The sequence below is a fragment of the Pseudomonas sp. 2848 genome, from assembly GCF_003253945.1.
GTDB lineage: Bacteria > Pseudomonadota > Gammaproteobacteria > Pseudomonadales > Pseudomonadaceae > Aquipseudomonas.
The window spans coordinates 1-23396 of the sequence record NZ_QKZD01000017.1 but is presented as its reverse complement, the minus strand read 5'-3'; the positions used below and the strand labels follow the sequence as shown (position 1 = coordinate 23396).

Annotated in this window: 21 protein-coding genes; 4 read left to right on the top strand and 17 right to left on the bottom strand. The window is 66.5% G+C overall.

The genetic code is table 11. The features are described from left to right. Positions 1-8: 8 nt before the first annotated feature. The 9 genes from DFS21_RS24475 to cbiE form a co-directional block, all read right to left on the bottom strand. Entirely contained in the window at positions 9-2075 is a 2067-nt protein-coding gene (locus DFS21_RS24475) for a TonB-dependent copper receptor (RefSeq protein WP_110701780.1), read from the bottom strand. Positions 2076-2144: 69 nt separating this feature from the next. Next, positions 2145-2570, bottom strand: a complete 426-nt coding sequence (locus DFS21_RS24470) for a DUF2946 domain-containing protein (protein WP_110701778.1) — start codon at positions 2568-2570, stop codon at positions 2145-2147. Positions 2571-2590: 20 nt separating this feature from the next. Further along, positions 2591-3076, bottom strand: coding sequence for a copper chaperone PCu(A)C (locus DFS21_RS24465; RefSeq protein ID WP_102683976.1), 486 nt, complete (start codon positions 3074-3076; stop codon positions 2591-2593). 47 nt (positions 3077-3123) lie between these two features. Continuing rightward, positions 3124-3513 (bottom strand): DUF2946 domain-containing protein, encoded by a 390-nt coding sequence (locus tag DFS21_RS24460; RefSeq protein ID WP_031315367.1) that lies wholly within the window; start codon positions 3511-3513, stop codon positions 3124-3126. A gap of 111 nt (positions 3514-3624) precedes the next feature. Beyond that, complete coding sequence (locus DFS21_RS24455; RefSeq protein ID WP_023631114.1) at positions 3625-4479, bottom strand: SPFH domain-containing protein; 855 nt, start codon at positions 4477-4479, stop codon at positions 3625-3627. A gap of 27 nt (positions 4480-4506) precedes the next feature. Further along, positions 4507-4944 carry an NfeD family protein gene (locus DFS21_RS24450; RefSeq protein WP_102683977.1) on the bottom strand — a complete coding sequence of 146 codons (438 nt, stop codon included), beginning with the start codon at positions 4942-4944 and terminating at the stop codon, positions 4507-4509. 117 nt (positions 4945-5061) lie between these two features. Further along, a complete protein-coding gene (locus DFS21_RS24445; protein ID WP_111533301.1) occupies positions 5062-5781 on the bottom strand; it encodes a cobalt-precorrin-6A reductase in 720 nt (239 codons plus the stop codon). Further along, on the bottom strand, positions 5778-6872 hold the full coding sequence (locus DFS21_RS24440) for a cobalt-precorrin-5B (C(1))-methyltransferase (protein WP_110701773.1): 1095 nt from the start codon (positions 6870-6872) through the stop codon (positions 5778-5780). The genes DFS21_RS24445 and DFS21_RS24440 overlap by 4 nt, the downstream gene beginning before the upstream one ends. After that, entirely contained in the window at positions 6865-8076 is a 1212-nt protein-coding gene (gene cbiE / locus DFS21_RS24435; protein WP_110701848.1) for a precorrin-6y C5,15-methyltransferase (decarboxylating) subunit CbiE, read from the bottom strand. Before cbiE ends, DFS21_RS24440 begins: the two co-directional genes overlap by 8 nt. A gap of 111 nt (positions 8077-8187) precedes the next feature. On the opposite strand from cbiE, the gene cobG reads away from it, so the two are divergent. Genes cobG through cobJ form a run of 4 tightly spaced genes read left to right on the top strand, consistent with a single transcriptional unit; the run spans position 8188 to position 12551 of the window. Beyond that, positions 8188-9513, top strand: a complete 1326-nt coding sequence (gene cobG, locus DFS21_RS24430; RefSeq protein ID WP_110701771.1) for a precorrin-3B synthase — start codon at positions 8188-8190, stop codon at positions 9511-9513. Then, on the top strand, positions 9506-10132 hold the full coding sequence (locus tag DFS21_RS24425; RefSeq protein WP_046854044.1) for a precorrin-8X methylmutase: 627 nt from the start codon (positions 9506-9508) through the stop codon (positions 10130-10132). Before cobG ends, DFS21_RS24425 begins: the two co-directional genes overlap by 8 nt. Beyond that, positions 10129-10863 (top strand): precorrin-2 C(20)-methyltransferase, encoded by a 735-nt coding sequence (locus tag DFS21_RS24420; protein WP_102683173.1) that lies wholly within the window; start codon positions 10129-10131, stop codon positions 10861-10863. The genes DFS21_RS24425 and DFS21_RS24420 overlap by 4 nt, the downstream gene beginning before the upstream one ends. Next, positions 10851-12551: a precorrin-3B C(17)-methyltransferase gene (cobJ, locus tag DFS21_RS24415; RefSeq protein WP_111533299.1), complete on the top strand. Its 1701-nt coding sequence runs from the start codon at positions 10851-10853 to the stop codon at positions 12549-12551. Before DFS21_RS24420 ends, cobJ begins: the two co-directional genes overlap by 13 nt. 12 nt (positions 12552-12563) lie before the next feature. Here the strand turns inward: cobJ and DFS21_RS24410 are convergent, their stop codons facing one another. The 8 genes from DFS21_RS24410 to prmA form a co-directional block, all read right to left on the bottom strand. After that, entirely contained in the window at positions 12564-13160 is a 597-nt protein-coding gene (locus DFS21_RS24410; protein WP_023633040.1) for a MarC family protein, read from the bottom strand. A 129-nt stretch (positions 13161-13289) separates the two neighbouring features. After that, complete coding sequence (locus tag DFS21_RS24405; protein WP_110701767.1) at positions 13290-16064, bottom strand: hybrid sensor histidine kinase/response regulator; 2775 nt, start codon at positions 16062-16064, stop codon at positions 13290-13292. 136 nt (positions 16065-16200) lie between these two features. Continuing rightward, positions 16201-17493 carry a phosphoribosylamine--glycine ligase gene (gene purD / locus DFS21_RS24400; protein WP_046854049.1) on the bottom strand — a complete coding sequence of 431 codons (1293 nt, stop codon included), beginning with the start codon at positions 17491-17493 and terminating at the stop codon, positions 16201-16203. A 181-nt stretch (positions 17494-17674) separates the two neighbouring features. After that, positions 17675-19282 carry a bifunctional phosphoribosylaminoimidazolecarboxamide formyltransferase/IMP cyclohydrolase gene (purH, locus tag DFS21_RS24395; protein ID WP_023630842.1) on the bottom strand — a complete coding sequence of 536 codons (1608 nt, stop codon included), beginning with the start codon at positions 19280-19282 and terminating at the stop codon, positions 17675-17677. Positions 19283-19360: 78 nt separating this feature from the next. Then, positions 19361-19681 carry a DNA-binding transcriptional regulator Fis gene (gene fis, locus DFS21_RS24390; RefSeq protein ID WP_011535876.1) on the bottom strand — a complete coding sequence of 107 codons (321 nt, stop codon included), beginning with the start codon at positions 19679-19681 and terminating at the stop codon, positions 19361-19363. After that, positions 19678-20691, bottom strand: coding sequence for a tRNA dihydrouridine synthase DusB (dusB, locus tag DFS21_RS24385; protein WP_102683176.1), 1014 nt, complete (start codon positions 20689-20691; stop codon positions 19678-19680). The genes fis and dusB overlap by 4 nt, the downstream gene beginning before the upstream one ends. Before the next feature lie 205 nt (positions 20692-20896). Further along, the gene (locus DFS21_RS24380; protein ID WP_111533297.1) at positions 20897-22228 is read right to left on the bottom strand and encodes a DUF3426 domain-containing protein; all 1332 of its coding nucleotides are present in this window, start codon (positions 22226-22228) and stop codon (positions 20897-20899) included. Positions 22229-22271: 43 nt separating this feature from the next. Next, positions 22272-23150 carry a 50S ribosomal protein L11 methyltransferase gene (prmA, locus tag DFS21_RS24375; protein ID WP_110701763.1) on the bottom strand — a complete coding sequence of 293 codons (879 nt, stop codon included), beginning with the start codon at positions 23148-23150 and terminating at the stop codon, positions 22272-22274. Between the last annotated feature and the right edge of the window lie 246 nt (positions 23151-23396).

Below are 23396 nucleotides of genomic sequence, written 5' to 3'. Positions count from 1 at the left end.
TGTTGTTGTCAGAAGCTGAAGTCGACCTTGGTCCAGAAGGTCCTGCCTGGCTCGTTCACCGGCTGGGTACTGTTGGCCGGGTAGCCGAACCCGGCGTTCCCGGCCAGGTTCAGGTGCTCGGCGTAGGCCTTGTCGAACAGGTTGTCGACGCCCGCGCTGAGCTTGAGGTTGTTGTTCACCTTGTAGGCACCGTTGAGGGAAAACACGCCGAAGCCGGCGCTCTTGTCGTAGTCCTTGCCCACCACGTTGCCCTGGTTCTGGGCGATGCGGTTCTGCTCGGCCACCAGGCGCCACAGGGCGCCGACGCTCCAGGTGTCGCGGCTGTAGGTCAGGCCCAGGCGGCTTTCCAAGGGCGGCATTTGCGGTAGCGCCTTGCCATCACTGCTGTTCTTGCCCCAAGCGTAGGCTAGCGTGGCGTCGGCCTTCCAGTTCTCGCTCAGCTTGTAGGCCGCGCCCAGTTCGCCGCCCATGATGCGGGCGTCGATGTTCTGCGCCTGGGAGGTGAGGTTGCCCATCATGTTGCGTTGGTAGTCGAACAGGATGTAGTCGCGGATCTGGCCAACATAGCCCGATGCCCAGGCTTCCAGACGCTCGTCGCGATACTGGATGCCGAAGTCGAGCTGGGTGGTTTTCTCCGGCTTGATGCCGTCGAAGGCGTTCACCGAGCCGGCCGGGGCGCGCTTGGGCGAGAACAGCTCCCAGTAATCGGGGAAGCGCTGGGTGTGGCCGAGGCCGATGTAGGTGGTGGCGGGGATCGCCGCCAGGTCATGCTCATAGCGCACGAAACCGCTGGGCAGCGTGTCGGCGCGGGTGTCGCCCTCGGTGGCGCTGCCCTTGCGGAAGTCGCGGGCTGAGGCGCGGTCCAGGCGGGCGCCGGTGATCAGGCGGTCCTCGCCGGTCGCATACCAGGTGAGCTCGCCGAAGGCGCCGTAGTTGTGGAAGTCGGCATCCTTGGTCCAGGGCTGGCCCTTGTGCGCGTTGACCCCCATGCCGCCACGCTGGCGGTGCTCGTTGGTCTGCGCGTCGATGCCGCTGATCAGTTGCACGTCAGCCCAGCGCCAGGTGGCCTTGATCCGCGCACCCATGGTGCGGCGGTCGACGTTGCTGACCATGGGCATGCCCATCATGCCGCTGCCCGACGGGGTGCGCAGGGTGTAGTTGTCCATCACATGGTCGGCATAGTTGTAGTAGACCTGCGCCTCGACCTTGTCGAGCACCTCGCCGAGGTTGGCCTTCTCGAAGCGCAGCCCCAGGCTTTCACGCTTGAACTGCGAACCGTCCATGCCACGCCCGGCGGAGCGGGCCTCGCCGTCGCCCTTGCCGGCGGTCAGCTCGAGCAGGGTGTCGGCGTCCGGGGTCCAGCCGAGGCTGACATCGCCGTTCCACTTGTCCCAGCGCGAAGGCACGGTGTCGCCGTTGCCGTCTTCGAAGTCGTCCGAGTGCGACTGGTTGCCGACGAAGCGCACATAGCCGAGCTGGTTGCCGGCCGCAGCGTCTAGGACTTTGTCGAAGCGGCCGTTGGAGCCGGCCAGCACGCTGCCGTTGACCCGGCTGCCGAGCTCGCCGAATTTCTCCGGCTCACGCTCGAAGAGGATGGTGCCGGCCGAGCCGCCCGGCCCCCAGATCACGCTTTGCGGGCCCTTGATCACGGTGAGGCGGTCGTAGGTTTCCGGGGAGATGTACGAGGTCGGGGCGTCCATGCGGCCCGGGCAGGCGCCGAGCATCATGCCGCCGTTGGTGAGGATGTTCAGGCGCGAGCCGAACATGCCGCGCAGCACCGGGTCGCCATTGGTGCCGCCCGCGCGGATCACCGAGAAACCGGGGATAGTCTTGAGGTAGTCGCCGCCGTCGCTGGCCGGCACGGGCTGGCGCGGGTCCTTGGGGTTGGTGACCACGGTCAGCGGCGAGCTCGGGGCGATGGCGGTGATCACCGTCGGGCTCAGCTCGGCAGTGTCGTGGATGTGGCCTTCATGGCCGGTTTCGACGGCAAAGGCCAGTGGCGCGAGCAGCGAGCCGCACAGTACGGCGATGGTCCCACGCAGGGAAAGGGCAAAAACAGGGGTGCAGCCGGACATAATGATTCCAGTCGATCAGTCATGAGTCAGCGCGAAGCCTCCTGGCTTCGGGCGTTTATCGCGTTGTGTTCAGGCGACGATCGAACGGGGCGGCGCGCGGCTGCGGGCGCCGGGGAATACAGCCTGCCGGGCATGGCCCTGGCGCGTGGCATTGGTGAGGTGGACAGGGGGGATCTGGCTGCCCGCTGTCAGCGGGCTGAGGGTCTGGGGCAGGGCGGGGCAGTTGAACAGCAGGCTGCAGTAGCCGCACTTCTCCCACATGACATGCAGCTGGCCATCGTTGCCGTGGCCATGGTGCTCGTCGTGGGCCATGGGCATGTTCATCGACATGTCCATGGGCATGGCCATGCCGGCGTGGTGCTCCATCGGCATCGACTGGGAAACCAGCGGGCCGATGAAGATCATCCACATGGCGAACAGGCTCAGCCAGCCGCCACCGACGCGCCTGCGATCAGGGCGGGTGCTGCGGGCGGAGCTGTAGCGCGGCAGGCTCATGGCGAGCGCCTGTCAGTCGGTCAGTGCGTGTGTTCGTGCACTGCGGCCTGCTCGGCTGGCGGCTGCTTCTGCACCGCGACGTCGACCGTGACGTCACCGGCTTTCTCGAAGTGCAGGGTCAGCGGGAAGCGCTTGCCGTCGGTGAGCAGGCTGCGGTCCTTGGGCTGCATGATCATCACGTGGTAGGCGCTGGGGGCGAACACCACATCCTTGCCGGCCGGGACCAACACGCTGGGCACATGTTGCATCTTCATGGCGCCGGCGGCGCTCATCACATGCTCGTGCAACTGGGCGTCGTCGGTGACGGGGCTTTTCACCGAAAGCAGGCGGTCATCGGCCTTGCCGTTGTTGTGCACGACAAAGTAGGCGGCGACGTTGGGCGCGTTCGGCGGCAGCTCCAGCGACCAGGGGTGGGCGATGTGCAGGTCGCCGACGCTGTACTCGTGGGCGTTGGCGTAGGCGCCGGGCAGCAGCAGGGCGGCCAGGACGAGGGCTTGCTTGAGCATGGGTGAGTCTCCGGTCTGTTCAGGTTCTGAAGGACAGCGTAGTGAACTCAGACCAACGGAGAGGCACGGGGATTGAGCGCGGGCCAGAGCTGGCGCGGCGTGGGCTGGTAGTCGGCGAGGTGCGGCAGGTGCCCGGCGATCAGAAGCGGCGGGTTGTGCAACTGTGGCGGGTAGCTGGGCAAGGCCAGCAGTGGCGCTGCACCCAGGCAGCACCAGCAGTTCATCATGCTGGCGCTGTCGTCGCTTTGCTGCCCCAGGTCGATCTTGGCCAGGGCCTGGACATCGACCTTGGCCTTGTTGGCCATGCTGGAGCAGAAAGCCCCCCACAGCAGCTGTTCGGCCGGGCCCTTGGGCGCGGCAGAGGACAGCGGCATGGCCAGCAGGTTGAACAGCACTGCAAGGCAGGCTATCCAGGCAATGTGCCGACGTGGGGGCATGGAGAGATCCGGTCAGGAATCGTGATGGCTATTGTACGGCGGAGTATAGGTAAAAAAGCCGGGGTGCGGTGAAGTGCCGCACCTGGGGCCGCACAGCAGCCCCAGGTGATATCAGGCCTTGCCGCGCCCCATCAGGCCGCGCACGGTTTCCTGCAGGTCAGCCGGCAGCACCACGACTTTCGAATTGTCGCTGGCCGCCAGGTTCTCCATCGCGCCAATGTAACGCTCACCCAGCAGGTACATGGCCGGTACGGTCTCGCTACCCACGGCTTCCTTGACCAGGGTAATCGCCCGCGCCGACGCTTCGGCCAGGTTCACCTGGGCCTCGGCATCCAGCTTGGCCGCCTGCAGGCGCGCTTCGGCCTCGAGAATCGCCGCCTGCTTGTTGCCCTCGGCGCGGGTCACGTCGGCTTTACGTTCACGCTCGGCGGCGGCCTGACGCTCCATGGCAGTCTGCATGCTCGGCGACGGCTTGATGTCCTGGATCTCCACCGAGCGCACGGTCACGCCCCAGTCTTCGGTCTGCTCGGACATCGCCTCGCGCAGGCGCGCCTTGATCTGCTCGCGGCTGGACAGCGCTTCGTCCAGGTCCATGGCGCCGACGATGGCGCGCAGCGAGGTCATGGTCAGGCTGGTGACGGCGAACGAGAAGTTCTGCACGCCGTAGGAGGCTTTCTGTGGGTCGACCACCTTGGCGAAGCACAGGGCGTTGGCGACGATCACCGCGTTGTCCTTGGTGATGATTTCCTGCTGCTGCACGTCGAGGATGATGTCCTTGGTCGGCAGGCGGTAGGCGACCACGTCCATGTACGGAATGACGATGTTCAGGCCGGGCTTGAGGGTGCTGTGGTAGCGGCCCAGGCGTTCGACGATCCATTCCTCGCCCTGGGGCACGATGCGCACGCCCTTGAACACGGTGATCAGGACGAATACAGCGAGAGTGGCGACGACGATGAGGCTGGTCATGCTTGCGAACTTCCTTTTAGTGCGGATTCAGGCCCGGGTGACCCGGGCGGTGTTGCCTTCGATGGCGGCCAGGCGCACACGCTCGCCGGCGGGGATGTCGCTGTCGGCAACGCAGGTCCATTCCTCGTTGCCGAGGATCGGCTTCTGGAAGCGCACGCGGCCTTTCTGGAACTGCGACACGGCGCTGGTCAGCAGGCCGACTTCGCCGATCACGCTGTCGGCGGTCCAGCGCACGTCCGGCTTCTTGCGCCGGAACACCTTGAACCAGAGGGCGGTGGTGATCGATGAGAGCACCACCCACAGCAGGCCCTGCATATCGAGTTGCAGGCCGGGAGCAAGCAGCGAAATGAACGACACCAGCACGGCACCGATGCCGAACCAGAGAATGAAGAAGGTGGGGAGCACCAGTTCCAGCAGGATCAGGGCCACGCCGAAGACGAGCCAGATCCACCATTGCATTTCCATATGAGCAGGGCCTTCCAGGGGGAGGGGGCAGAGTTTACGGCAGTGGAGAGGCAAATGGCCATTTGCGGAGAAGGTTGAAGCGTCTGAGATTCCGGTCGGGCCAAGGGGCCATCGAAGTCAGCGCGTAAGTGCCGATACCAGTTCAGTCACAGAGCTGAACAACCGATCGACCTCGGGAAGCTCTGGGCGTTTGAGAATCAACACCGGAGTACCTCGCTCTCTCGCCACCTCCAGCTTCGGCTCGGTGGCCGTGCTGCCACTGTTCTTGCTCACCAGCACGTCGATCCGTCGACGTTCGAACAGGGCACGCTCATCGTCGATGAGGAATGGTCCGCGCGCACCGATCACCTCACAGCGTTCATTGCCGGGACACGCTTCGAGGGCGCGCAGGGTCCAGAACTGGTGTGGGGGGATTTCGTCCAGATGTTGCAGGGGTTCGCGGCCAAGGGTGAACAAGGGGCGCTCGAACGGGGCCAGTGCCTCGATCAACCCGGCCCAGTCCTCGACTTCGCGCCAGTCATCGCCGGGCTGCGCCTGCCACGCCGGGCGGCGCAGGGCCCAGCAGGGAATGCCAGCGCTGCGTGCGGCGAGGGCGGCGTTGCGGCTGATCTGCGCGGCATAGGGATGGGTGGCGTCGATCAGCAGGTCGATGCCTTCGGCGCGCAGGTACTCGGCCAGGCCTTCGGCGCCGCCATAGCCGCCGACTCGCACCTGGCAGGTCAGGTCCTGAGGAATACGGCCGATGCCAGCGAGGCTGTAGACATGCTGCGGCCCCAACTGGCGAGCGATGGCCATGGCCTCGGTGACACCGCCAAGCAGCAGGATCCGCCCGTTCATGCCACGCCCGCCTTGCCGACGATGCCGCCCTGGCGATCGATGGCGAACACTTCGACCTGCACCTGGGCAGGCACCACGCTGCGGGTGAAGAGCAGGGCGTGACGGCAGACCTCGTCGCCCAGGGCGATACCGGCGGCATGGGCCAGGGCCAGCGCTTGCTGGCTGGTGTTGGCGCTGACGATGGCCTGTTGCAGGGTGGTATCGGCGCCAATGGCCGCCGCCCAGCCCGCCAGCTGCGGCAGGTCGATGCTCGAATGGCGGCTGTGCAGGTCCATGTGCCCGGCCGCCAGCTTGCTGATCTTGCCGAAGCCACCGCATAGCGTGAGGCGCGGCACCGGCACCTTGCGCAGGTGCTTGAGCACGGCGCCGACGAAGTCGCCCATCTCGATCAGGGCGATCTCCGGCAGGTTGTAGACCCGGCGCATGGTGTCTTCGCTGGCGTTGCCGGTGCAGGCGGCGATATGCGTGTAGCCGTTGGTGTGAGCGACGTCGATGCCCTGGTGGATCGAGGCGATGTAGGCCGAGCAGGAAAACGGCCGGACGATGCCGCTGGTACCGAGGATCGACAGCCCGCCGAGGATGCCCAGGCGCGGGTTCATGGTCTTCAGCGCCAGCGACTCGCCGTCCTGGACATTGACCGTGACTTCGAAACCGCCGCCATAGCCGCATTCGCTGGCCAACTGTTGCAGGTGGTCGCCGATCATCCTGCGCGGTACCGGGTTGATCGCCGGCTCGCCGACGCCCAGCACCAGGCCCGGGCGGGTCACGGTCCCTACGCCTTGCCCGGCGACAAAGCGAATGCCGGGCTCGGCCAGCAGGCGCACCTGGCTGTAGAGCAGGGCGCCATGGGTGACATCGGGGTCGTCGCCGGCATCTTTCAGGGTTCCGGCTTCGGCGGTCTCGCCGTTGAGATGGCAGAACTCCAGGCGCATCTCCACCACCTTGCCCTTGGGCAGGGTGATGTGCACCGCGTCGTTGTGCTGCCCGGTCAGCAGCAGGCGCGCCGCCGCCAGGCTGGTGGCGGTGGCGCAGCTGCCGGTGGTCAGGCCGCTGCGCAGGGGCGCGGGCTGTTCGCGGGTTTCTTCACGCATCGACGGGTTTCACCACGTCGAGCAAAGTGATCGGCAGGGCCTGGCGCCAGGTGTCGAAACTGCCCAGCGGCTGGGTGTGGGCGATATGGATACGGGTCAGCTCGCCGCCATGCTGGTCGCGAAATTGCCCCAGGGCGACCTCGCTTTGCAGCGTGACAGCGTTGGCAACCAGGCGTCCGCCCGGCAGCAGGCGCTCCCAGCACAGGTCGAGCACGCCTTCGCGGGTGACGCCGCCGCCGATGAAGATCGCGTCCGGGCGTTCCAGCCCGGCCAACGCTTCGGGTGCCTTGCCGCGGATCAATTGCAGGCCGGGCACGCCGAGGGTGTCGCGGTTGTGTTCGATGAAGCCCTGCCGGCCTTCGTCCGCCTCGATCGCAAGGGTGCGGCAGCTGGGGTGGGCGCGCATCCATTCGATGCCGATGGAGCCGCAACCGGCGCCTACGTCCCACAGCAGTTCGCCGGGTTGCGGTGCCAGGCGGGCCAGGGTAATCGCTCGCACGTCGCGCTTGGTCAGCTGGCCGTCGTGACGGAAGGCGCTGTCAGGCAGGCCGGCCACGCGAGGCAGGCGTGGGGTATCAGGCGAGGCTTGGCATTCGATGGCGACCAGGTTGAGCGGGGCGATGCCGTTATGTGGCCAATCGTCGGCGGTGCCGCTCAGCGTTCGTTCCTGTGGGCCGCCGAGGTGTTCGAGCACCTGGAGACGGCTGGGGCCGAAGCCACGTTCGCGCAGCTGCGCGGCAATGGCCGCCGGGCTGCCTTCGTCGTTGCTCAGCACCAGCAGGCGCATGCCGCTGTACAGGTGGGCATTGAGCGCCGCCAGCGGGCGGGCGACCACCGAGACCACCTGCACGTCCTGCAGCGGCCAGCCCAGGCGGGCGGCGGCCAGGGCGCAGGAGGAGGGCATCGGCAGCACCTGCAGTTCCTCGGCGGGCAGCTGGCGCGCCAGGCTGGCGCCGACGCCGTAAAACATCGGGTCGCCGCTGGCCAATACGCATACCGGCTCACCGCGCAGGGCCAGGACCGGGGCCAGGGAGAAGGGGCTGGGCCAGTGCAGTTGCTCGGCGGTCACACAGCGGGGCAACAGGGCCAGCTGGCGCGGGGCACCGATGATTCGCGTGGCCGCTAGCAGGGCGCGCCGGGCCTGTTTGCCCAGGCCGCTGAAGCCGTCTTCGCCGATGCCTATTACTGTCAGCCAGGGGGCCATCTGTTCCTCATACCGTTTATTGATCGCGGGGCGTTCGACCACCGGTTTTTCATGCCGCCGGACAAAGCAGGCATAATACCGCGCCTTCTACACTGAAGCGCACTTTCACGATTGCCGGATGCCCCCTTGACGCCGCCCCTGCCCCCCGAAGTTTCGCCCCGTCCCTCGGCCTGCCCGGGGTTGTGGCGCATCGTCGCCGCGCGCGATGGTGGCATCTGCCGGATCAAGCTGCCCGGTGGCCTGCTGCTGGCCGACCAGGCCGATGCCGTGGCCGACGCCGCCGAGCGTTTTGCCGGAGGGGTGATCGAGGCGACCAATCGGGCCAATCTGCAGATTCGCGGCATCGGTGATGATCACCGGGGTCTGGTCGAGCATCTGCTGGCTGCCGGGCTCGGCCCGCGTGACGCGGCCGGTGATGATGTGCGCAACCTCATGGTCAGCCCATTGGCTGGGCTCGATCCGGCGATGGTGTTCGACACCCGACCGTTGGCCGGGCAGATTCTCGACCTGCTGGAAAGTACACCCAGGCTCCACAAGCTGTCGGCCAAGTTCGCCATGCAACTCGATGGCGGCGAAGCGCTGGCGATGCTCGAGCACGCCCATGATCTGTGGCTGTCCGCGATGCAACGCGAAGGACGGATCTGGTTGCGGTTCGGGCTCGCCAGCAGCCTGTCGAATGGCCAGGCGCTGGGCGCGGTGCCGGTGGAGCAGGGGCTGGCGTTGGTGCGTGCAGTGCTGGAGCGCTTCCTCGACCTGGCGACGCCTGAGCAGTCGCGCATGCGTCAATTGCTGCAGGTGTGCCCGGTGGAGCACTTCCTTGAAGGGCTGCCCCTGAAAATCGACACCTCATTGCTGGTTTTGCAGCGCCCGGCAACGACAAGTGCCTGGCTTGGCGTGCTGCCCCAGCGCCAGGGCGTGGCCCTTGGCGTCGCGCCACCCCTTGGTCGCCTGACCCCGGCCATGCTGCGCGGCGCCGCCCATGTCGTCCGCCAATGGGGCGATGGCAGCTTGCGCCTGACGCCTTGGCAAAGCCTGGTACTGACCAACCTGAACCCGGCCCATGTGGAGCCTGCCCGCGAACACCTTGCAGCCCTGGGCCTGCTGTGTCACAGCGAGCACCCGCTGGCGCGGGTCGTCGCCTGCACTGGCTCCGGCGGCTGCGCCAAGGGCCAGGCCGACACCAAGGCCGATGCCGTGACCCTGGCCGGCTTGCTGCACCACGGCGCCCCAGGCAGCGTGCACCTGTCCGCCTGCCCACGTTCCTGCGCCATGGCCCACACGGCCCCGGCCACCCTGCTGGCCCGCGCCCCGGGCCGCTATGACCTTTACTTGCGCGATGCGCGCCAGCCGGGCTTCGGCAGGCTGCGCGGCGCCGACCTCACCCCAGAAGAAGCAGGCGCCATGCTCGACCTGCCGACGGAGCACCTTGATGATTGACTACATCCGCGATGGTCAGGAGATCTATCGCAATTCCTTCCGCATCATCCGCGAGGAAGCCCGGCTCGAGCGGATCCCCGCCGATCTTGAAAAGCTCGCCGTGCGCGTGATCCATGCCTGCGGCATGGTCGAGGCCATCGATGGCCTGCAGTTCTCCGAAGGCGCCGGCAGTGCCGGCCGCGAGGCCCTGGCCAAGGGCGCGCCGATCCTCTGCGACGCGCACATGGTCGCCGAAGGCATCACCCGCGCCCGTCTGCCGGCCAACAACCCGGTGATCTGCACCCTGCGTGACCCGAGCGTGCCGGACCTGGCCAAGGCCGAAGGCAACACCCGTTCCGCCGTGGCCCTGGAGCTGTGGCGCCCGCACCTGGAAGGCAGCGTGGTGGTGATCGGCAACGCGCCGACCGCGCTGTTCTACCTGCTGGAAATGCTCGATGCCGGCGCACCGAAGCCGGCGTTGATCCTTGGCTTCCCGGTTGGCTTCGTCGGCGCCGCCGAATCCAAGGCGATGCTCGCCGCCGACAGCCGCGGCGTGCCGTTCGTGATCATGCAGGGCCGCCTGGGCGGCAGCGCGATGGCCGCCGCGGCAGTCAACGCCCTGGCCACGGAGGTGGAATGATGCAGGCACGCGGACGACTGCTGGGCCTGGGCGTGGGCCCGGGCGACCCCGAACTGATCACGGTCAAGGCCTTGCGCCTGCTGCGCGAGGCGCCGGTGGTGGCGTACTTCGTCGCCAAGGGCAAGCGCGGCAACGCCTTCGGCATCATCGAAGCGCACCTGCAAGCCGAACAGACCCTGTTGCCCCTGGTGTATCCGGTGACCACCGAGGCGCTGCCGGCACCACTGTCCTATGAACAGGTGATCAGCGACTTCTACGACGAAGCCAGCGTGCAGGTGGCCGAACACCTGGATGCCGGCCGTGACGTGGCGGTGATCTGTGAGGGCGACCCGTTCTTCTACGGCTCCTACATGTATCTGCATGATCGCCTGGCCTCGCGCTATGAGGCCCAGGTGATCCCGGGCGTGTGCTCGATGCTCGGCGGCGCCTCGGTGCTCGGAGCGCCGCTGGTGTATCGCAACCAGACCCTCACCGTGCTTTCCGGCGTGTTGCCCCATGAGGAACTCAAGCGCCGTCTGGCCGATGCCGACGCCGCAGTGATCATGAAACTGGGACGCAACTTCCCCAAGGTGCGCCAGGTGCTCGCCGAACTGGGCATGGATAGCCGTGCGCTGTACGTGGAGCGGGCGACGATGGCCAACCAGAAGATCGTCGCGCTGGACGAGGTCGACCCACAGTCCTCGCCATACTTCTCGCTGATCATCGTGCCGGGTGAGAAATGGCAGGGATGAACAAGGCTCCGGCAATCGTCATTCTCGGCCCGGGCAGCCTGGCCACCGCGCGGCGTATCCAGGCCTGTTATCCACAGGCGCTGATCCATGGCCTGGAAGGGCGCGTGGAAGGGGCCGACGTATACTACGCAGCATTTGGCGACACCCTGCGTGCGCTGTACCAGCAGGACACGCCGATCATCGCCCTGTGCGCGGCGGGTATCGTCATTCGCACCCTGGCGCCGCTGTTGAGCGAAAAAGGCGTCGAGCCACCGGTACTGGTGGTGGCCGAGGACGGCAGCGCCGTGGTGCCGCTGCTCGGTGGCCTGGGTGGGGTCAATATCATGGCCCGAGAGATCGGTGAGGCGCTGGGTGTGAGCGCGGCGATCACCACGAGTGGCGAACTGCGCTTCGGCACCTGCCTGCTCAACCCGCCCGAGGGTTACGCACTGGCGGACCTGGAGCAGGGCAAGCGCTTCGTCTCCGACCTGCTGGCGGGCGAGGCGGTGCGTGTCGAAGGTGACGCGCCATGGCTCGAACACGTCCAGCTGCCCGCCAGTGACGAGGCGCAGCGCACTATCCACGTGGGCAGCGCACTGCGTCCGGCCAGCCGTGACGAACTGCTGATCCATGCGCGTTGCGTGGTGGTGGCGGTCACGGCCGGTAGCGCCGACCTGGCGCACCAGGTACGCGAGGAACTGCTGCGGGCGAACATCGCCGAGCCCGCGCTGGCCTGCCTGCTGGCGAGCGAAGCCGAGATGGCGGAGCCGGCCCTGCACGAAGCTGCACGGGCACTGAATGTTGCCCTGCGCTTCGCCCCGGCCGCCGAAAGCCTGGAGCGAATGCTGGCTGATGCAGTGCCGCAAGCGCGTGTAGGTTCGTCGGCGGGGCTCGCCCACGGTGCTTGCGCAGCACCTGTCGACATCGACCGCGTTGGCCGTCGCCGTGGTCGCCTGGCCGTGATCGGCCTGGGCCCTGGTGCCGCCGAGCTGATGGTGCCGGCGGTCAAGGCGGAGCTGGCGCGTGCGCAGGATGTGCTGGGTTACGAAACCTACGTGCGCATGGCCGGCCCCTTCCGCGACGATCAGGTGCTGCACTGCACCGACAACCGCGAAGAGATGCAACGTGCTCGGCATGCCTTCGAGCTGGCGGCGCAAGGGCGTTCGGTGGTGGTAGTGTCATCGGGCGATCCGGGCGTGTTCGCCATGGCCGCCGCGGTGCTCGAAGCGCTCCACGAATCCAGTGACCCGGCCTGGCAGCGCGTCGAGCTGGAGATCCTGCCTGGCGTCTCGGCCTCGCTGGCTACCGCCGCCCAGGCGGGGGCGCCACTGGGCCACGATTTTTGCGTGATGTCGCTGTCGGACAACCTCAAACCCTGGTCGATTATCGAGAAGCGCCTCGACCTGGCGGCCCAGGCGGATCTGGTGCTGGCGTTCTACAACCCGATCTCCAAGGCCCGCCCTCATCAGCTGGGTATGGCGCTGGATGTGGTACGCCGCCATCGCGGTGCAGGCACCCCCGTGGTGCTGGGCCGTGATATCGGCCGGCCGGGGCAGACCCTGCGGGTGGTGACCTTGGGCGAGCTGCTGCCGGAGATGGTCGACATGCGCACCATGGTGCTGGTCGGCTCCTCGACCACCTGCACCTTCCCCCGTGCCGATGGCGGCCAGTGGGTGTACACGCCGCGCTGGTACCCCGCCAAGCCCTGAGCGCAGCCGGGGTCAGGGCAGCAGGTAACCCTTGATCCCGGTGAAGATGATCTGCGCCGCGAGGGCGCAGACGAACAGCCCCATCAGGCGGCTGACGATCTGCAGGCCCTGGTCGCCGAGGATCCGTTCGATACGGTGCGAGAGATACAGCACCAGGCCCACGGTGAAGCTGGCCAGGGCGATGCTGACGATGGCCAGCAGCTTGTCGTCCCAGTGCGGTTGGCCCACGCCCATCACCAGCAACGCACCGATGGTGCCGGGGCCGACGGTGAGTGGGATGGTCAGCGGCACGATGGTCACGTCCTGCTGCACGTTGTCGGTCTGCACCGCCGACTTGCCCTGGGCCATGCCCAGCGCCGAGATGAACAGCACCGAGCCTGCACCGATGCGGAAGGCGTCGGCGGTGATGCCGAATACCCCGAAGATCACCCGCCCGAACAGGTACAGCAGCACGCTGGCGACCAGCGTGGCAATGGCTACCCGCCAGGCCAGTTGCTTGCGCTCCTTGCTGGAGTGGCCGCGGGTCAGGCCGATGAAACATGAGAGCACGAAGAACGGGCTGTAGAGCACGAGCATTTTCAGGTAGACGCTGAACAACTCATGGAGCATGGCGCTGGGTCCGCGGCGGGAATGGGTGGCACCTGTATAGCATGGAACCTGTAGCAGCGGCTTCAGCCGCGATCACTCGCGACGCGGGTGCCGGATTCTGTGGTGGCTGCCTCGCAGCTGAGGTAGCGCCTACAGGATCTGCGTGGTGTCGTCGGACACCGCCTGGCGCTGCCCCGCCCAGAACTGCACCAGCTCGCGCAACTGCGACAGCTCCACCGGCTTGGCCATGTGCCCGTCCATGCCGGCCAGGCGCGCGCGTTCCTTGTGCTCGTTGAGGATATGCGCGGTCAATGCCACCACCGGGGTGCGCGGACGCTGGTTGGCGGTCTCCCAGGCGCGCAGCTGCTGGGTGGCGGAGAAGCCGTCGAGAACCGGCATCTCGCAGTCCATCAGGACCAGGTCGTAGTGCTTGGCTTTCATCGCCTGCAGGGCCTCTTCGCCGTTGCTGGCGGTATCCGGCTCGAGGTTGAGCTTGCCGAGCATGCCGCGGATGACCTTGGTCGAGATGCTGTTGTCCTCGGCCACCAGGATGCGGAAGTCGCCGGGCAGGTCCAGCGGCACCGGGGTACCGACCGGCAGCGGCGGTGCGGCCTGCTCACGGCCGCGCAGGGCAAGCTCCTCGGCAAGGGTGGTCTTGAGCGTGTAGCCGGCCACCGGCTTGGCGAGGATGCGCTTGACCCCGGCGTTGCGGGCGATGATCTTGCTCGGCGCATTGCTGATGCCGGTGAGCATGACCACCAGGATGTCGTGGTTCAGGCTCGGGTCTTCCTTGATCTTGGCCGCCAACTGCATGCCGGTCATGCCGGGCATGTTCTGGTCGAGCAGCACCGCGTCGAAATAGTCGCGCAGGTGCGCCTTGGTGCGCAGCAAGGCCAGCGCCTCCTTGCCCGACGGCACCGCGCTGACGTTCATGCCCCAGGCGCTGCATTGCTGCACCAGCACCTTGCGGCAGGTGTCGTTGTCGTCCACCACCAGTACCCGGGCGTCGCGCAGCGGGCCGTCGAGGTCGGTGGGCGGCTGCTCCAGGCGCAGCGGGTCGAGCGGCAGGGTCAGCCACAGGGTGTTGCCCATGCTGGTGCTGGTCTTGATGCCGAACTCGCCCTGCATCAGGCCGATCAGTTGCTTGGCGATCACCAGGCCCAGGTGGCCACCGAGCTTGTTGCTGGAGAGGAAGTGGCGGCTGTGCAGCTCGGCCTGCAGCAAGGCGTCGCGCTCGGCCGGCGGCATGGGCTCGCCGCTGTCCTGCACGGCGATGCGCAGGCGCGGGCTGTCGCCACGCTGGTCGAGGGCCACCACCAGCAGGATCTCGCCCTGGGTGGTGTTCTTCAGGGCGTTGTCCAGCAGGCTCGACAAGGCCTGGCGCAGGCGCGTCGGGTCGCCGCTGACCACCCGCGGCACCTGTGGCTGGGTGAAGCTGATCAGCTCGATATTCTGCTGTTCGGCCTTGGCCCGGAAGATGTTCAGGCAGTCCTCGATCAGGGCATTGAGGTCGAACTGCACGTCGTCCAGCTCGATCTGCCGCGACTCGAGCTTGGAGATGTCGAGGATTTCGTTGATCAGGGTGAGCAGTTCGTTGCCGGCGCTGTGGATGGTCTGCACATAGTCGCGCTGCTTGACCGACAGCGGCGTGCCCAGCAGCAACTCGGTCATGCCCAGCACGCCGTTCATGGGGGTGCGGATCTCATGGCTGATCTTGGCCAGGAACTCGGCCTTGGCGTTGATCTCGGCATCGCTGGCGGCCAGGGCGCGGCTGGCGCGAAAGCGCTCCTCGCTGATCCGGCGCAGGCGCTCGCTGACTGCCAGGTTGAGCAGCAGGCCGCTGACCACGGTCAGCGCCATGAGGATGCACAGCAACCAGGGCGTGGAGGTGCGGGTGAGGCCCAGGAGGGCCGGCAACAGCACCAGGCCGCCGAGGTTGAACACCAGCATCGCCACGGCGAACAGGCGCGCCGGGCCGTAGCCTTTGTACCAGTGATAGCCGCTGACCAGCAGCATGCTCACGCTGCCCAGGGCGAGCAGGGCGTAGGTCATCAGGTTCAGCGGCAGGGTGTCGACGAACAGCAGCACCAGGCCGCTGACCGCGGCCACCACCATTTCCATGTGCAGCAGGCGATTGAGCCGCGCCGAACTGCAGGGGGAGAAGAAGTGCAGGGTGAAGTACAACCCGGCCAGGCCTGCCAGCACCAGCGTCAGGTAGGCCGCCGGGGTCTGCGCGCTGTGCCACAGGTGCCACCAGGGGCCACTGAGGTTGAGCAGGATCAGCGCGCTGAGCATCATCAGGCCGTGGTACAGCGCCAGTACCAGCGTGGTGCTGGAGCGTGTGTAGCCGAAGCGGATCAGGTTGTGCAGGATCAGCATCACCAGGCCACCGAACAACAGGCCGAACAGCAGCGACTGGCGCTGGTCGGCGGCGGCGTGGGCGGTGGTCTCGACAGTGATGGCCGGGCGCAGCTGGTGTTCGGAAACCAGCCGCAGGTAGATATCCAATGGTTGGTTGCTGTGCGGCAGTGGCAGCACGTGGTCCCTGCCGCGCAGGGTGGGGCTGAGGCCGTCGCCCTGCCGGCCATGGTGCAACTGGCGCAGCAGTTTGCCGCCTTCCAGGGCGTAGAGGTCCAGGCGTGACAGGTCGGGGGCGAAAATGCGTACCAGTTGTTCCTGGTCGCTCGGATCCAGGCGGTAGTGCAACCACAGGGCCTGGTCGGGGAGGGCGGCATCCAGTTCTTCGAGGGCCAATGGGCTGAACTGGTTGCGGTAGCGTTCGGAGCGCACGTCGGACAGCTGCAGGTTGGCCTGTTCATCGAGCAGCGCCGACCAGCCCGCGGCCTGTTCGGCGTGTGCCGGGAGCAGGCAGAGCAGGGTCAGCAGGCTGACGATCAGGGCTATGGCAATCCGAAGCCGACGCACGACGAAATCCCTTCTTAGCTAATGTGCCGGATAACCACTATGCGCGGCGCGCCAAGGCGAAGGCAAGGCCCCGGCGGGGCCTTGACGACGAGCCGAAGGCCGTGCGCCGGGAGCGGCACGACCGTTGGCTGCACTTTTACTGCTGCTCACCGCGCTCGCGGGCGATGGCCCGGTAGCCGATGTCGTTGCGGTAGAAGCTGGCGTCCCACTTGACCTGCTCGGCCAGGCGGTAGGCCTGCTGCTGGGCGGCCTCGACGGTGTCGCCCATGGCAGTGGCGCACAGTACGCGGCCACCGGCGGTGACCACCTGGCCGTCCTTCAGCGCGGTGCCGGCGTGGAACACCTTGCCTTGCAGCTTGGCGGCGGCGTCCAGGCCGCTGATCACGGCGCCCTTGGCGTAGTCGCCCGGGTAGCCACCGGCGGCCAGCACCACGCCCAGGCTCGGGCGCGGGTCCCATTGCGCTTCGACCTTGTCCAGGGCCTTGGCGAAGGCGGCTTCGATCAGCAGCACCAGGCTCGACTCCAGGCGCAGCATGACCGGCTGGGTTTCCGGGTCGCCGAAGCGGCAGTTGAACTCGATGACCTTGGGGTTGCCCGCCTTGTCGATCATCAGGCCGGCATACAGGAAGCCGGTGTAGACGTTGCCTTCCTCGGCCATGCCGCGCACGGTCGGCCAGATCACCTGGTCCATCACGCGCTGGTGCACGTCGGCAGTGACCACGGGGGCAGGGGAGTAGGCACCCATGCCGCCGGTGTTCGGGCCGGTATCCTGGTTGCCGACACGCTTGTGGTCCTGGCTGGTGGCCATTGGCAGCACGTTGTGGCCGTCGACCATGACGATGAAGCTGGCTTCCTCGCCGTCGAGGAACTCTTCGATCACCACGCGCGAACCGGCTTCACCGAAGGCGTTGCCGGCGAGCATGTCGCGCACGGCGTCTTCGGCTTCCTGCAGGGTCATGGCGACGATCACGCCTTTACCGGCGGCCAGGCCGTCGGCCTTGATCACGATCGGCGCGCCTTTCTCACGCAGGTAGGCCAGGGCCGGCTCGATCTCGGTGAAGTTCTGGTAGTCGGCAGTCGGGATCTTGTGGCGGGCCAGGAAGTCCTTGGTGAAGGCCTTGGAGCCTTCCAGCTGGGCCGCGCCCTTGGTCGGGCCGAAGCAGTCCAGGCCACGGCTGCGGAACAGGTCCACGACACCGATGACCAGCGGCGCTTCCGGGCCGACGATGGTCAGGTCGACGTTCTTCTCGGCGAAGTCGGCCAGTTGCTCCAGGGCAGTGACGTCGATGGCGACGTTCTCGCACTTGGCTTCGCTGGCGGTGCCGGCGTTACCCGGCGCCACGAAGATTTTCTCGACCCGTGGGTCCTGGGCGACTTTCCAGGCCAGGGCGTGTTCGCGACCGCCGCTGCCGATGATCAAAACTTTCATGTCAAAACCTCGAAATCTGTCGAACGAGAGGCAGCGCCCCTCGCTGTACGAGGTCGCAATGAAACAGGTAGATGCAAGGCGGGGACGGTTCCGATAAGCGCAGTTGCCTTATGGCAATGAGCATCAGCGGAACCGGCCCCAACGCAGCAGATGCCTGCTTCAGTGCGGCCGATTGCCATAATCAGTGGCGGAAGTGGCGCATGCCGGTGAATACCATGGCGATACCGGCCTCGTCGGCGGCGGCGATGACTTCGGCATCGCGCATCGAACCACCTGGCTGGATCACGGCGCTGATACCCACTTTAGCCGCGTTGTCGATGCCATCACGGAACGGGAAGAACGCATCCGAGGCCATTACCGCGCCCTGCACTTGCAGGCCGGCATGCTCGGCCTTGATCGCGGCGATGCGCGCGGAGTTGACGCGGCTCATCTGGCCGGCGCCGACGCCGATGGTCTGGCGCTGCTTGGCGTAGACGATGGCGTTGGACTTGACGAACTTGGCCACTTTCCAGGCAAACACCAGGTCGTGGATTTCCTGCTCGGTCGGCGCACGCTTGGTGACGATCTTCAGGTCGTCGGCAGTGATCATGCCGATATCGCGGCTCTGCACCAGCAGGCCACCGTTGACGCGCTTGAAGTCCCAACCGGCGGCGCGCTCGGCTGGCCACTCGCCGCACTCCAGCAGACGCACGTTCTGCTTGGCAGCCACCACTTCGCGGGCGGCCTGGGAGATTTTCGGGGCGATGATCACTTCGACGAACTGACGCTCGACGATGGCTTTGGCGGTTTCGCCATCCAGCTCGCGGTTGAAGGCGATGATGCCGCCGAACGCCGACTCGGTGTCGGTGGCGTAGGCCAGGTCGTAGGCCTTGCGGATACCGCCTTCGTCCTCAGGCACCACGGCCACGCCGCACGGGTTGGCGTGCTTGACGATCACGCAGGCCGGCTTGACGAAGCTCTTCACGCACTCCAGCGCGGCGTCGGTGTCGGCCACGTTGTTGAACGACAGCTCCTTGCCTTGCAGCTGGATGGCGGTGGAGATGCTGGCCTCGCCCTTCTTGGCCTCGACGTAGAACGCCGCGCTCTGGTGCGGGTTCTCGCCGTAGCGCATTTCCTGGGCCTTGACGAACTGGCTGTTGAAGGTGCGCGGGAACTCGCTGCGGTCTTCGGTGGAGAGGGTGTCCTTGGCCTGGTCGATGGTACCCATGTAGTTGGCGATCATGCCGTCGTAGGCGGCGGTGTGCTCGAAGGCCTTGAGCATCAGGTCGAAGCGCTGGGCGTAGGTCAGGCCGCCGGCTTTCAGGCCTTCGACAATGCCGGCGTAATCGCTGGCGTTGACCACGATGGCCACGTCCTTGTGGTTCTTCGCCGCGGAACGGACCATGGTCGGGCCGCCGATGTCGATGTTCTCGATGGCGGTCGGCAGGTCGCAGCCCGGCTTGCTGATGGTGGCTTCGAACGGGTACAGGTTGACCGCGACCAGGTCGATCGGCTTGATGCCATGCTCGTTCATGATGGCGTCGTCGGTGCCGCGACGGCCCAGGATGCCGCCGTGGATCTTCGGATGCAGGGTCTTGACCCGGCCGTCCATCATTTCGGCGAAGCCGGTGTAGTCGGCCACTTCCACCGCGTTCACGCCATTGTCCTTGAGCAGCTTGTAGGTGCCGCCGGTGGACAGGATCTCGACACCGAGCTGTTGCAGCTCACGGGCGAATTCGAGGATACCGGTCTTGTCGGAGACGCTGATCAGGGCGCGGCGGATCGGCAGGCGGGTAGTCTGGTCGGTCATTTCAGATTCCATAACGCGGTGGAGTCAGCAAAAAAGGCGCCTCTTTGCATGAGCGCCTTTTTGGTTGGGGTTCTGGCCTTACAACAGATCGTACTGCTTGAGCTTCTTGCGCAGCGTGCCTCGGTTGAGCCCGAGCATCTCGCTGGCCTTGGTCTGGTTGCCCTTGACGTAGTTCATCACGCATTCGAGCAGCGGCGCCTCGACTTCCGAGAGCACCAGGTTGTACACGTCCGTGACGGTAGCGCCTTCCAGGTGGGCGAAGTAGTTGTGCAGTGCCTTCTCGACGCTGTCGCGCAGGGTCTGGCCCTCTTCGCTCGGCGTGTTCAGGTGCTGCTTGAGGTTGGCGTTGTCGCTCACGGGCGTTGTTCCACTCACTAATGTCTCGGTCATCATCGTCATGCGGCCACCCCTTGTTCGTCCTCTGTCCCAAGGCTCTGTCGACGTTCGGCGAAAAACGCCTGAACGTTGGCGCACTGCGCTTGTGTGTCTTGCAAAGCGTTGAACTGGCTGCGGAACTCCTTGCCGCCAGGTCGGGTTGCCAGGTACCAGCCAACGTGCTTGCGGGCGATCCGCACGCCCATCACATCGCCATAGAAGGCATGCAGCGCGGCCAGGTGCTCCAGCAGAATGCGTTCCACTTCGTCCAGCGCCGGGGCGGGGAGGTGCTCGCCCGTGCGCAGGTAATGCTCGACCTCGCGGAAAATCCACGGCCGCCCCTGGGCGGCACGGCCGATCAGCAGGCCGTCTGCGCCGGTGGCATGCAGCACCGCCCGGGCCTTTTCCGGCGAGGTGATGTCGCCGTTGGCGAATACCGGGATCGACACCGCCTGCTTGATCGCGGCGATGGTGTCGTACTCGGCGTCACCGGTGTACAGGTCGGCGCGTGTGCGGCCATGCACCGCCAGCGCCTGGATGCCGGCCTGTTCGGCGATCTTCGCCACGTTCAGGCCGTTCTTGCTCGCCCGGTCCCAGCCGGTGCGGATCTTCAGCGTCACCGGTACGTCCACGGCGCCGACGACGGCATGGAGGATTTCGGTGACCAAGGCTTCATCTCTCAATAAAGCAGAGCCTGCGGCCTTGTTGCAGACTTTTTTCGCCGGGCAACCCATGTTGATATCGATGATCTGCGCGCCGGCCTCGACGTTGGCCCGGGCCGCCTCGGCCATCATCTGCGCGTCGCCACCGGCGATCTGCACCGAGCGTGGCTCGGGATCACCTTCGTGGATGCGGCGCAGGCTCGACTTGCGGCTGTTCCACAGGCGCATGTCGCTGGAAACCATCTCCGACACCACCATGCCCGCGCCCAGGCGTTTGCACAGCGTTCGGAAAGGTTGGTCCGTGACGCCGGCCATGGGGGCCAGGATCAGGTTGTTCTGCAGTGTGTAAGGGCCGATGCGTACCGCCGACATAGGTGTTCCCTGTTGTGGGGCCGAATCATTGGAGTTCGAAAAAGGGATGGCATGATACCCGCTCTCGATGACCGGATAAAGATGAATCTGGATAAAATCTGAACAGTTGCGGCGTTATGACACCCAGTGCCAAGTGGCGAGCTTCAAGCTGCAAGAGGCCTGCAGACAGGCTTTTACCTGCGGCTTGAAGCTTGCCGCCTGTCGCTTATTCTGGCGAACGGAAGCTCAGGCTGTAGTTCACCGCCTTCGGCCCAGGGTCGAGGATGTCCAGGGCGATGTGGATCGGCGTCTGGCTGGGCATCTCGCCGCGCCCGGCCAGCTCGCCCGACAGGTACTCGCTGGGCTTGAAGCGCCGGCTGGCGATCAGCTGGCCGTTGAGGTCGGCGAAGCGCAGCTCGAGCAGCGGGAAGGGCTGGGCGAAGGGCGCGCGGTTGTAGATGATCGCGTCGACGATCAGCGCCCCTTTGAAGTCCGGGTGGCTACGCACTACCAGGTTGCTGCTCTTGATCCGCGAGATGTCGACGCGGGTCGGCACCTGGCAGCCGAACATCGGACACAGCTGCTGGAACCAGGGGCGATACTGGTCCTGGCGGGCCATTTCGTCGAAGTGGAACCAGACGTACTGGAATGCCAGCAGGCCCGCGGCCAGCAGGGTCAGGAAACCCCACAGCAGGCGCTTGCCCCAGTTCGGGGCGGGCTTTTCCCAGCCCAACTGCAACGGGTCGTCGACCACGTCGACCAGCGGCTCCTTGCGCGAGCGTTCGGGCTTGGCGGCCAGGCTCGGTTCCAGGCGCTGCCCGGGATGTTCGTCGGGGTCATCGTCGCGGGCCGAGAACGGTGCGCTGTGCACCTCGTCGTCCAGCGCCGAAAGGCCCTTTTCCGGCACCGGTTCGTCATGGCTGGACAGCTGCCGCGAGGGTTCGTCGAGGTCGTCGTCGAGTGTCCGATCGCGCACTGGTGGTTCATCGTCCAGATCGAGGCTGGTCGCGCCGAGGGTAGGCTCGGTGCGCTCGTCGTCGGCCGGTGCCAGGTCAAGCGGCTCCTGCTCGACCAGCATCGGTGCGTCCTCGCGCTCCTGCGCCGGCTCACGGTCGCCGTCAGTGGCGGTGCCGAACGGTTCATCGCCAGGCCCATCGCCGAGCTGATCGTCGCGGCGGGCCTGGAGCATGCCCTTGGCCGGAGCTGCGCGCCGATCACCCGGGCTGCGCCGTTCAAGGCGCGCCAGTTCCTGGTCGAGGTCGAGGGCATCCAGTTCCTCGGCCGTGACCGTCCAGTTGTCTTCGCTCGGTGCCGGCGGGGCGGCCTCCGGTTGCACGGCTGCGGGCGCTGGCACGGCCGGCTCGACTGCCGGCACCGGCGCACGAATGTCGCCTTCGCCAGCCGTGGCGCGGTTCTGCTCCAGCAGTTGCTTCGCCGCGTTGAACACCTGCAGGCATTGGCCGCAGCGCACCACGCCGCGGGCCACGCTCAACTGGTGATGGGTGACGCGAAAGCTGGTCTGGCAATGCGGGCACTGGGTGACGAAACTGTCGGTCATGCGGCTGTCCGGGAAGCTGTGCAGGAGATGAGTCTAGGCGCGCTTAGCGGCGGCGACCACTGATACGTACCCAGCCGTCGCGCACGACGATCGGGTCCAGGTCGAAGTCGGCGGCATAGGCAGCGGCCACTTCCTCGCCCTGTTCGGCGAGGATGCCCGACAGCGCCAGCAGGCCGCCGGGGCGCACCAGGCCGGACAGCTGCGGCGCCAGCGCTACCAGCGGGCCGGCCAGGATGTTGGCCACCAGCACGTCGGCCTGCATCGCCGGCATCTGCTCGGGCAGGTACAGGTCGAACGTGTCGTCGGCAATGCCGTTGCGCTGGGCGTTGTCACGGGAGGCCTCGATAGCCTGCACGTCGATGTCGGTGCCGACCGCGTGGCGGGCGCCGAGCAGCAGCGCGGCAATGGCCAGGATGCCCGAGCCGCAGCCGAAGTCGAGCACTTGCGTGTCTTGCAGCTGCTGGCCGTCGAGCCATTCCAGGCACAGCGCGGTGGTCGGGTGGGTGCCCGTGCCAAAGGCCAGGCCCGGGTCGAGCAGCAGGTTGACCGCGTCCTTTTCCGGGGCTTCGTGCCAGCTCGGCACGATCCACAGGCGCTGGCCGAAACGCATCGGCTGGAAGTTGTCCATCCAGCTGCGCTCCCAGTCCTGGTCCTCGATCACCTCGGCCTGGTACTCGGGGAGCTCGGCGCCGGTCAGCAGGCGCAGGTGGGCGAACACCTGCTCGGGCTCGGCATCGGCCTCGAACAGCGCCAGCAAGTGCGTGTGCGACCACAGCGGGGTGGTGTTGAGGTCCGGTTCGAAGATCGGCTGGTCTTCGGCGTCCATGAAGGTCACCGAGACAGCACCCACTTCAAGCAGGGCGTCTTCGTAGGTTTCGGCTTGTTCCGGGCTGATGGCCAGGCGTACTTGCAGCCAGGGCATGGCGGGCACCTTTGGTAAATCGACAGGGGCAGCCCGAGGCTGCGCGAAAAGGCCGCCAGTTTACTTGAGTGCGTGGGGTTTGTGCAGAAGTCGCATGCCGGCATGCGCCATACCTGTGGGAGCAACTGGCTTGTTTACCTGCACCGGCCTCTCGCCGGCAAGCCGGCTTGTGTCTTGAAAGGCTCTTAGACTGAAGGGGTGAGAGCGGTGGATGGCAGACTGCAAGCCGGCGGTGCCCTAGAGCAC

Excerpts from the sequence above, each read along its gene's own strand:
- DFS21_RS24380 (WP_111533297.1), bottom strand. The coding sequence starts at position 22,228 with ATGACCGACAGTTTCGTCACCCAGTGCCCGCATTGCCAGACCAGCTTT.
- DFS21_RS24455 (WP_023631114.1), bottom strand. The coding sequence starts at position 4,479 with ATGACCAGCCTCATCGTCGTCGCCACTCTCGCTGTATTCGTCCTGATC.
- DFS21_RS24410 (WP_023633040.1), bottom strand. The coding sequence starts at position 13,160 with ATGCTCCATGAGTTGTTCAGCGTCTACCTGAAAATGCTCGTGCTCTAC.
- DFS21_RS24475 (WP_110701780.1), bottom strand. The coding sequence starts at position 2,075 with ATGTCCGGCTGCACCCCTGTTTTTGCCCTTTCCCTGCGTGGGACCATC.
- DFS21_RS24445 (WP_111533301.1), bottom strand. The coding sequence starts at position 5,781 with ATGAACGGGCGGATCCTGCTGCTTGGCGGTGTCACCGAGGCCATGGCC.
- DFS21_RS24425 (WP_046854044.1), top strand. The coding sequence starts at position 9,506 with ATGATTGACTACATCCGCGATGGTCAGGAGATCTATCGCAATTCCTTC.
- purH (WP_023630842.1), bottom strand. The coding sequence starts at position 19,282 with ATGACCGACCAGACTACCCGCCTGCCGATCCGCCGCGCCCTGATCAGC.
- DFS21_RS24440 (WP_110701773.1), bottom strand. The coding sequence starts at position 6,872 with ATGCGTGAAGAAACCCGCGAACAGCCCGCGCCCCTGCGCAGCGGCCTG.
- DFS21_RS24450 (WP_102683977.1), bottom strand. The coding sequence starts at position 4,944 with ATGGAAATGCAATGGTGGATCTGGCTCGTCTTCGGCGTGGCCCTGATC.
- DFS21_RS24470 (WP_110701778.1), bottom strand. The coding sequence starts at position 2,570 with ATGAGCCTGCCGCGCTACAGCTCCGCCCGCAGCACCCGCCCTGATCGC.
- DFS21_RS24420 (WP_102683173.1), top strand. The coding sequence starts at position 10,129 with ATGATGCAGGCACGCGGACGACTGCTGGGCCTGGGCGTGGGCCCGGGC.
- cbiE (WP_110701848.1), bottom strand. The coding sequence starts at position 8,076 with ATGGCCCCCTGGCTGACAGTAATAGGCATCGGCGAAGACGGCTTCAGC.
- DFS21_RS24460 (WP_031315367.1), bottom strand. The coding sequence starts at position 3,513 with ATGCCCCCACGTCGGCACATTGCCTGGATAGCCTGCCTTGCAGTGCTG.
- dusB (WP_102683176.1), bottom strand. The coding sequence starts at position 20,691 with ATGTCGGCGGTACGCATCGGCCCTTACACACTGCAGAACAACCTGATC.
- prmA (WP_110701763.1), bottom strand. The coding sequence starts at position 23,150 with ATGCCCTGGCTGCAAGTACGCCTGGCCATCAGCCCGGAACAAGCCGAA.
- fis (WP_011535876.1), bottom strand. The coding sequence starts at position 19,681 with ATGACGATGATGACCGAGACATTAGTGAGTGGAACAACGCCCGTGAGC.
- cobJ (WP_111533299.1), top strand. The coding sequence starts at position 10,851 with ATGGCAGGGATGAACAAGGCTCCGGCAATCGTCATTCTCGGCCCGGGC.
- purD (WP_046854049.1), bottom strand. The coding sequence starts at position 17,493 with ATGAAAGTTTTGATCATCGGCAGCGGCGGTCGCGAACACGCCCTGGCC.
- DFS21_RS24465 (WP_102683976.1), bottom strand. The coding sequence starts at position 3,076 with ATGCTCAAGCAAGCCCTCGTCCTGGCCGCCCTGCTGCTGCCCGGCGCC.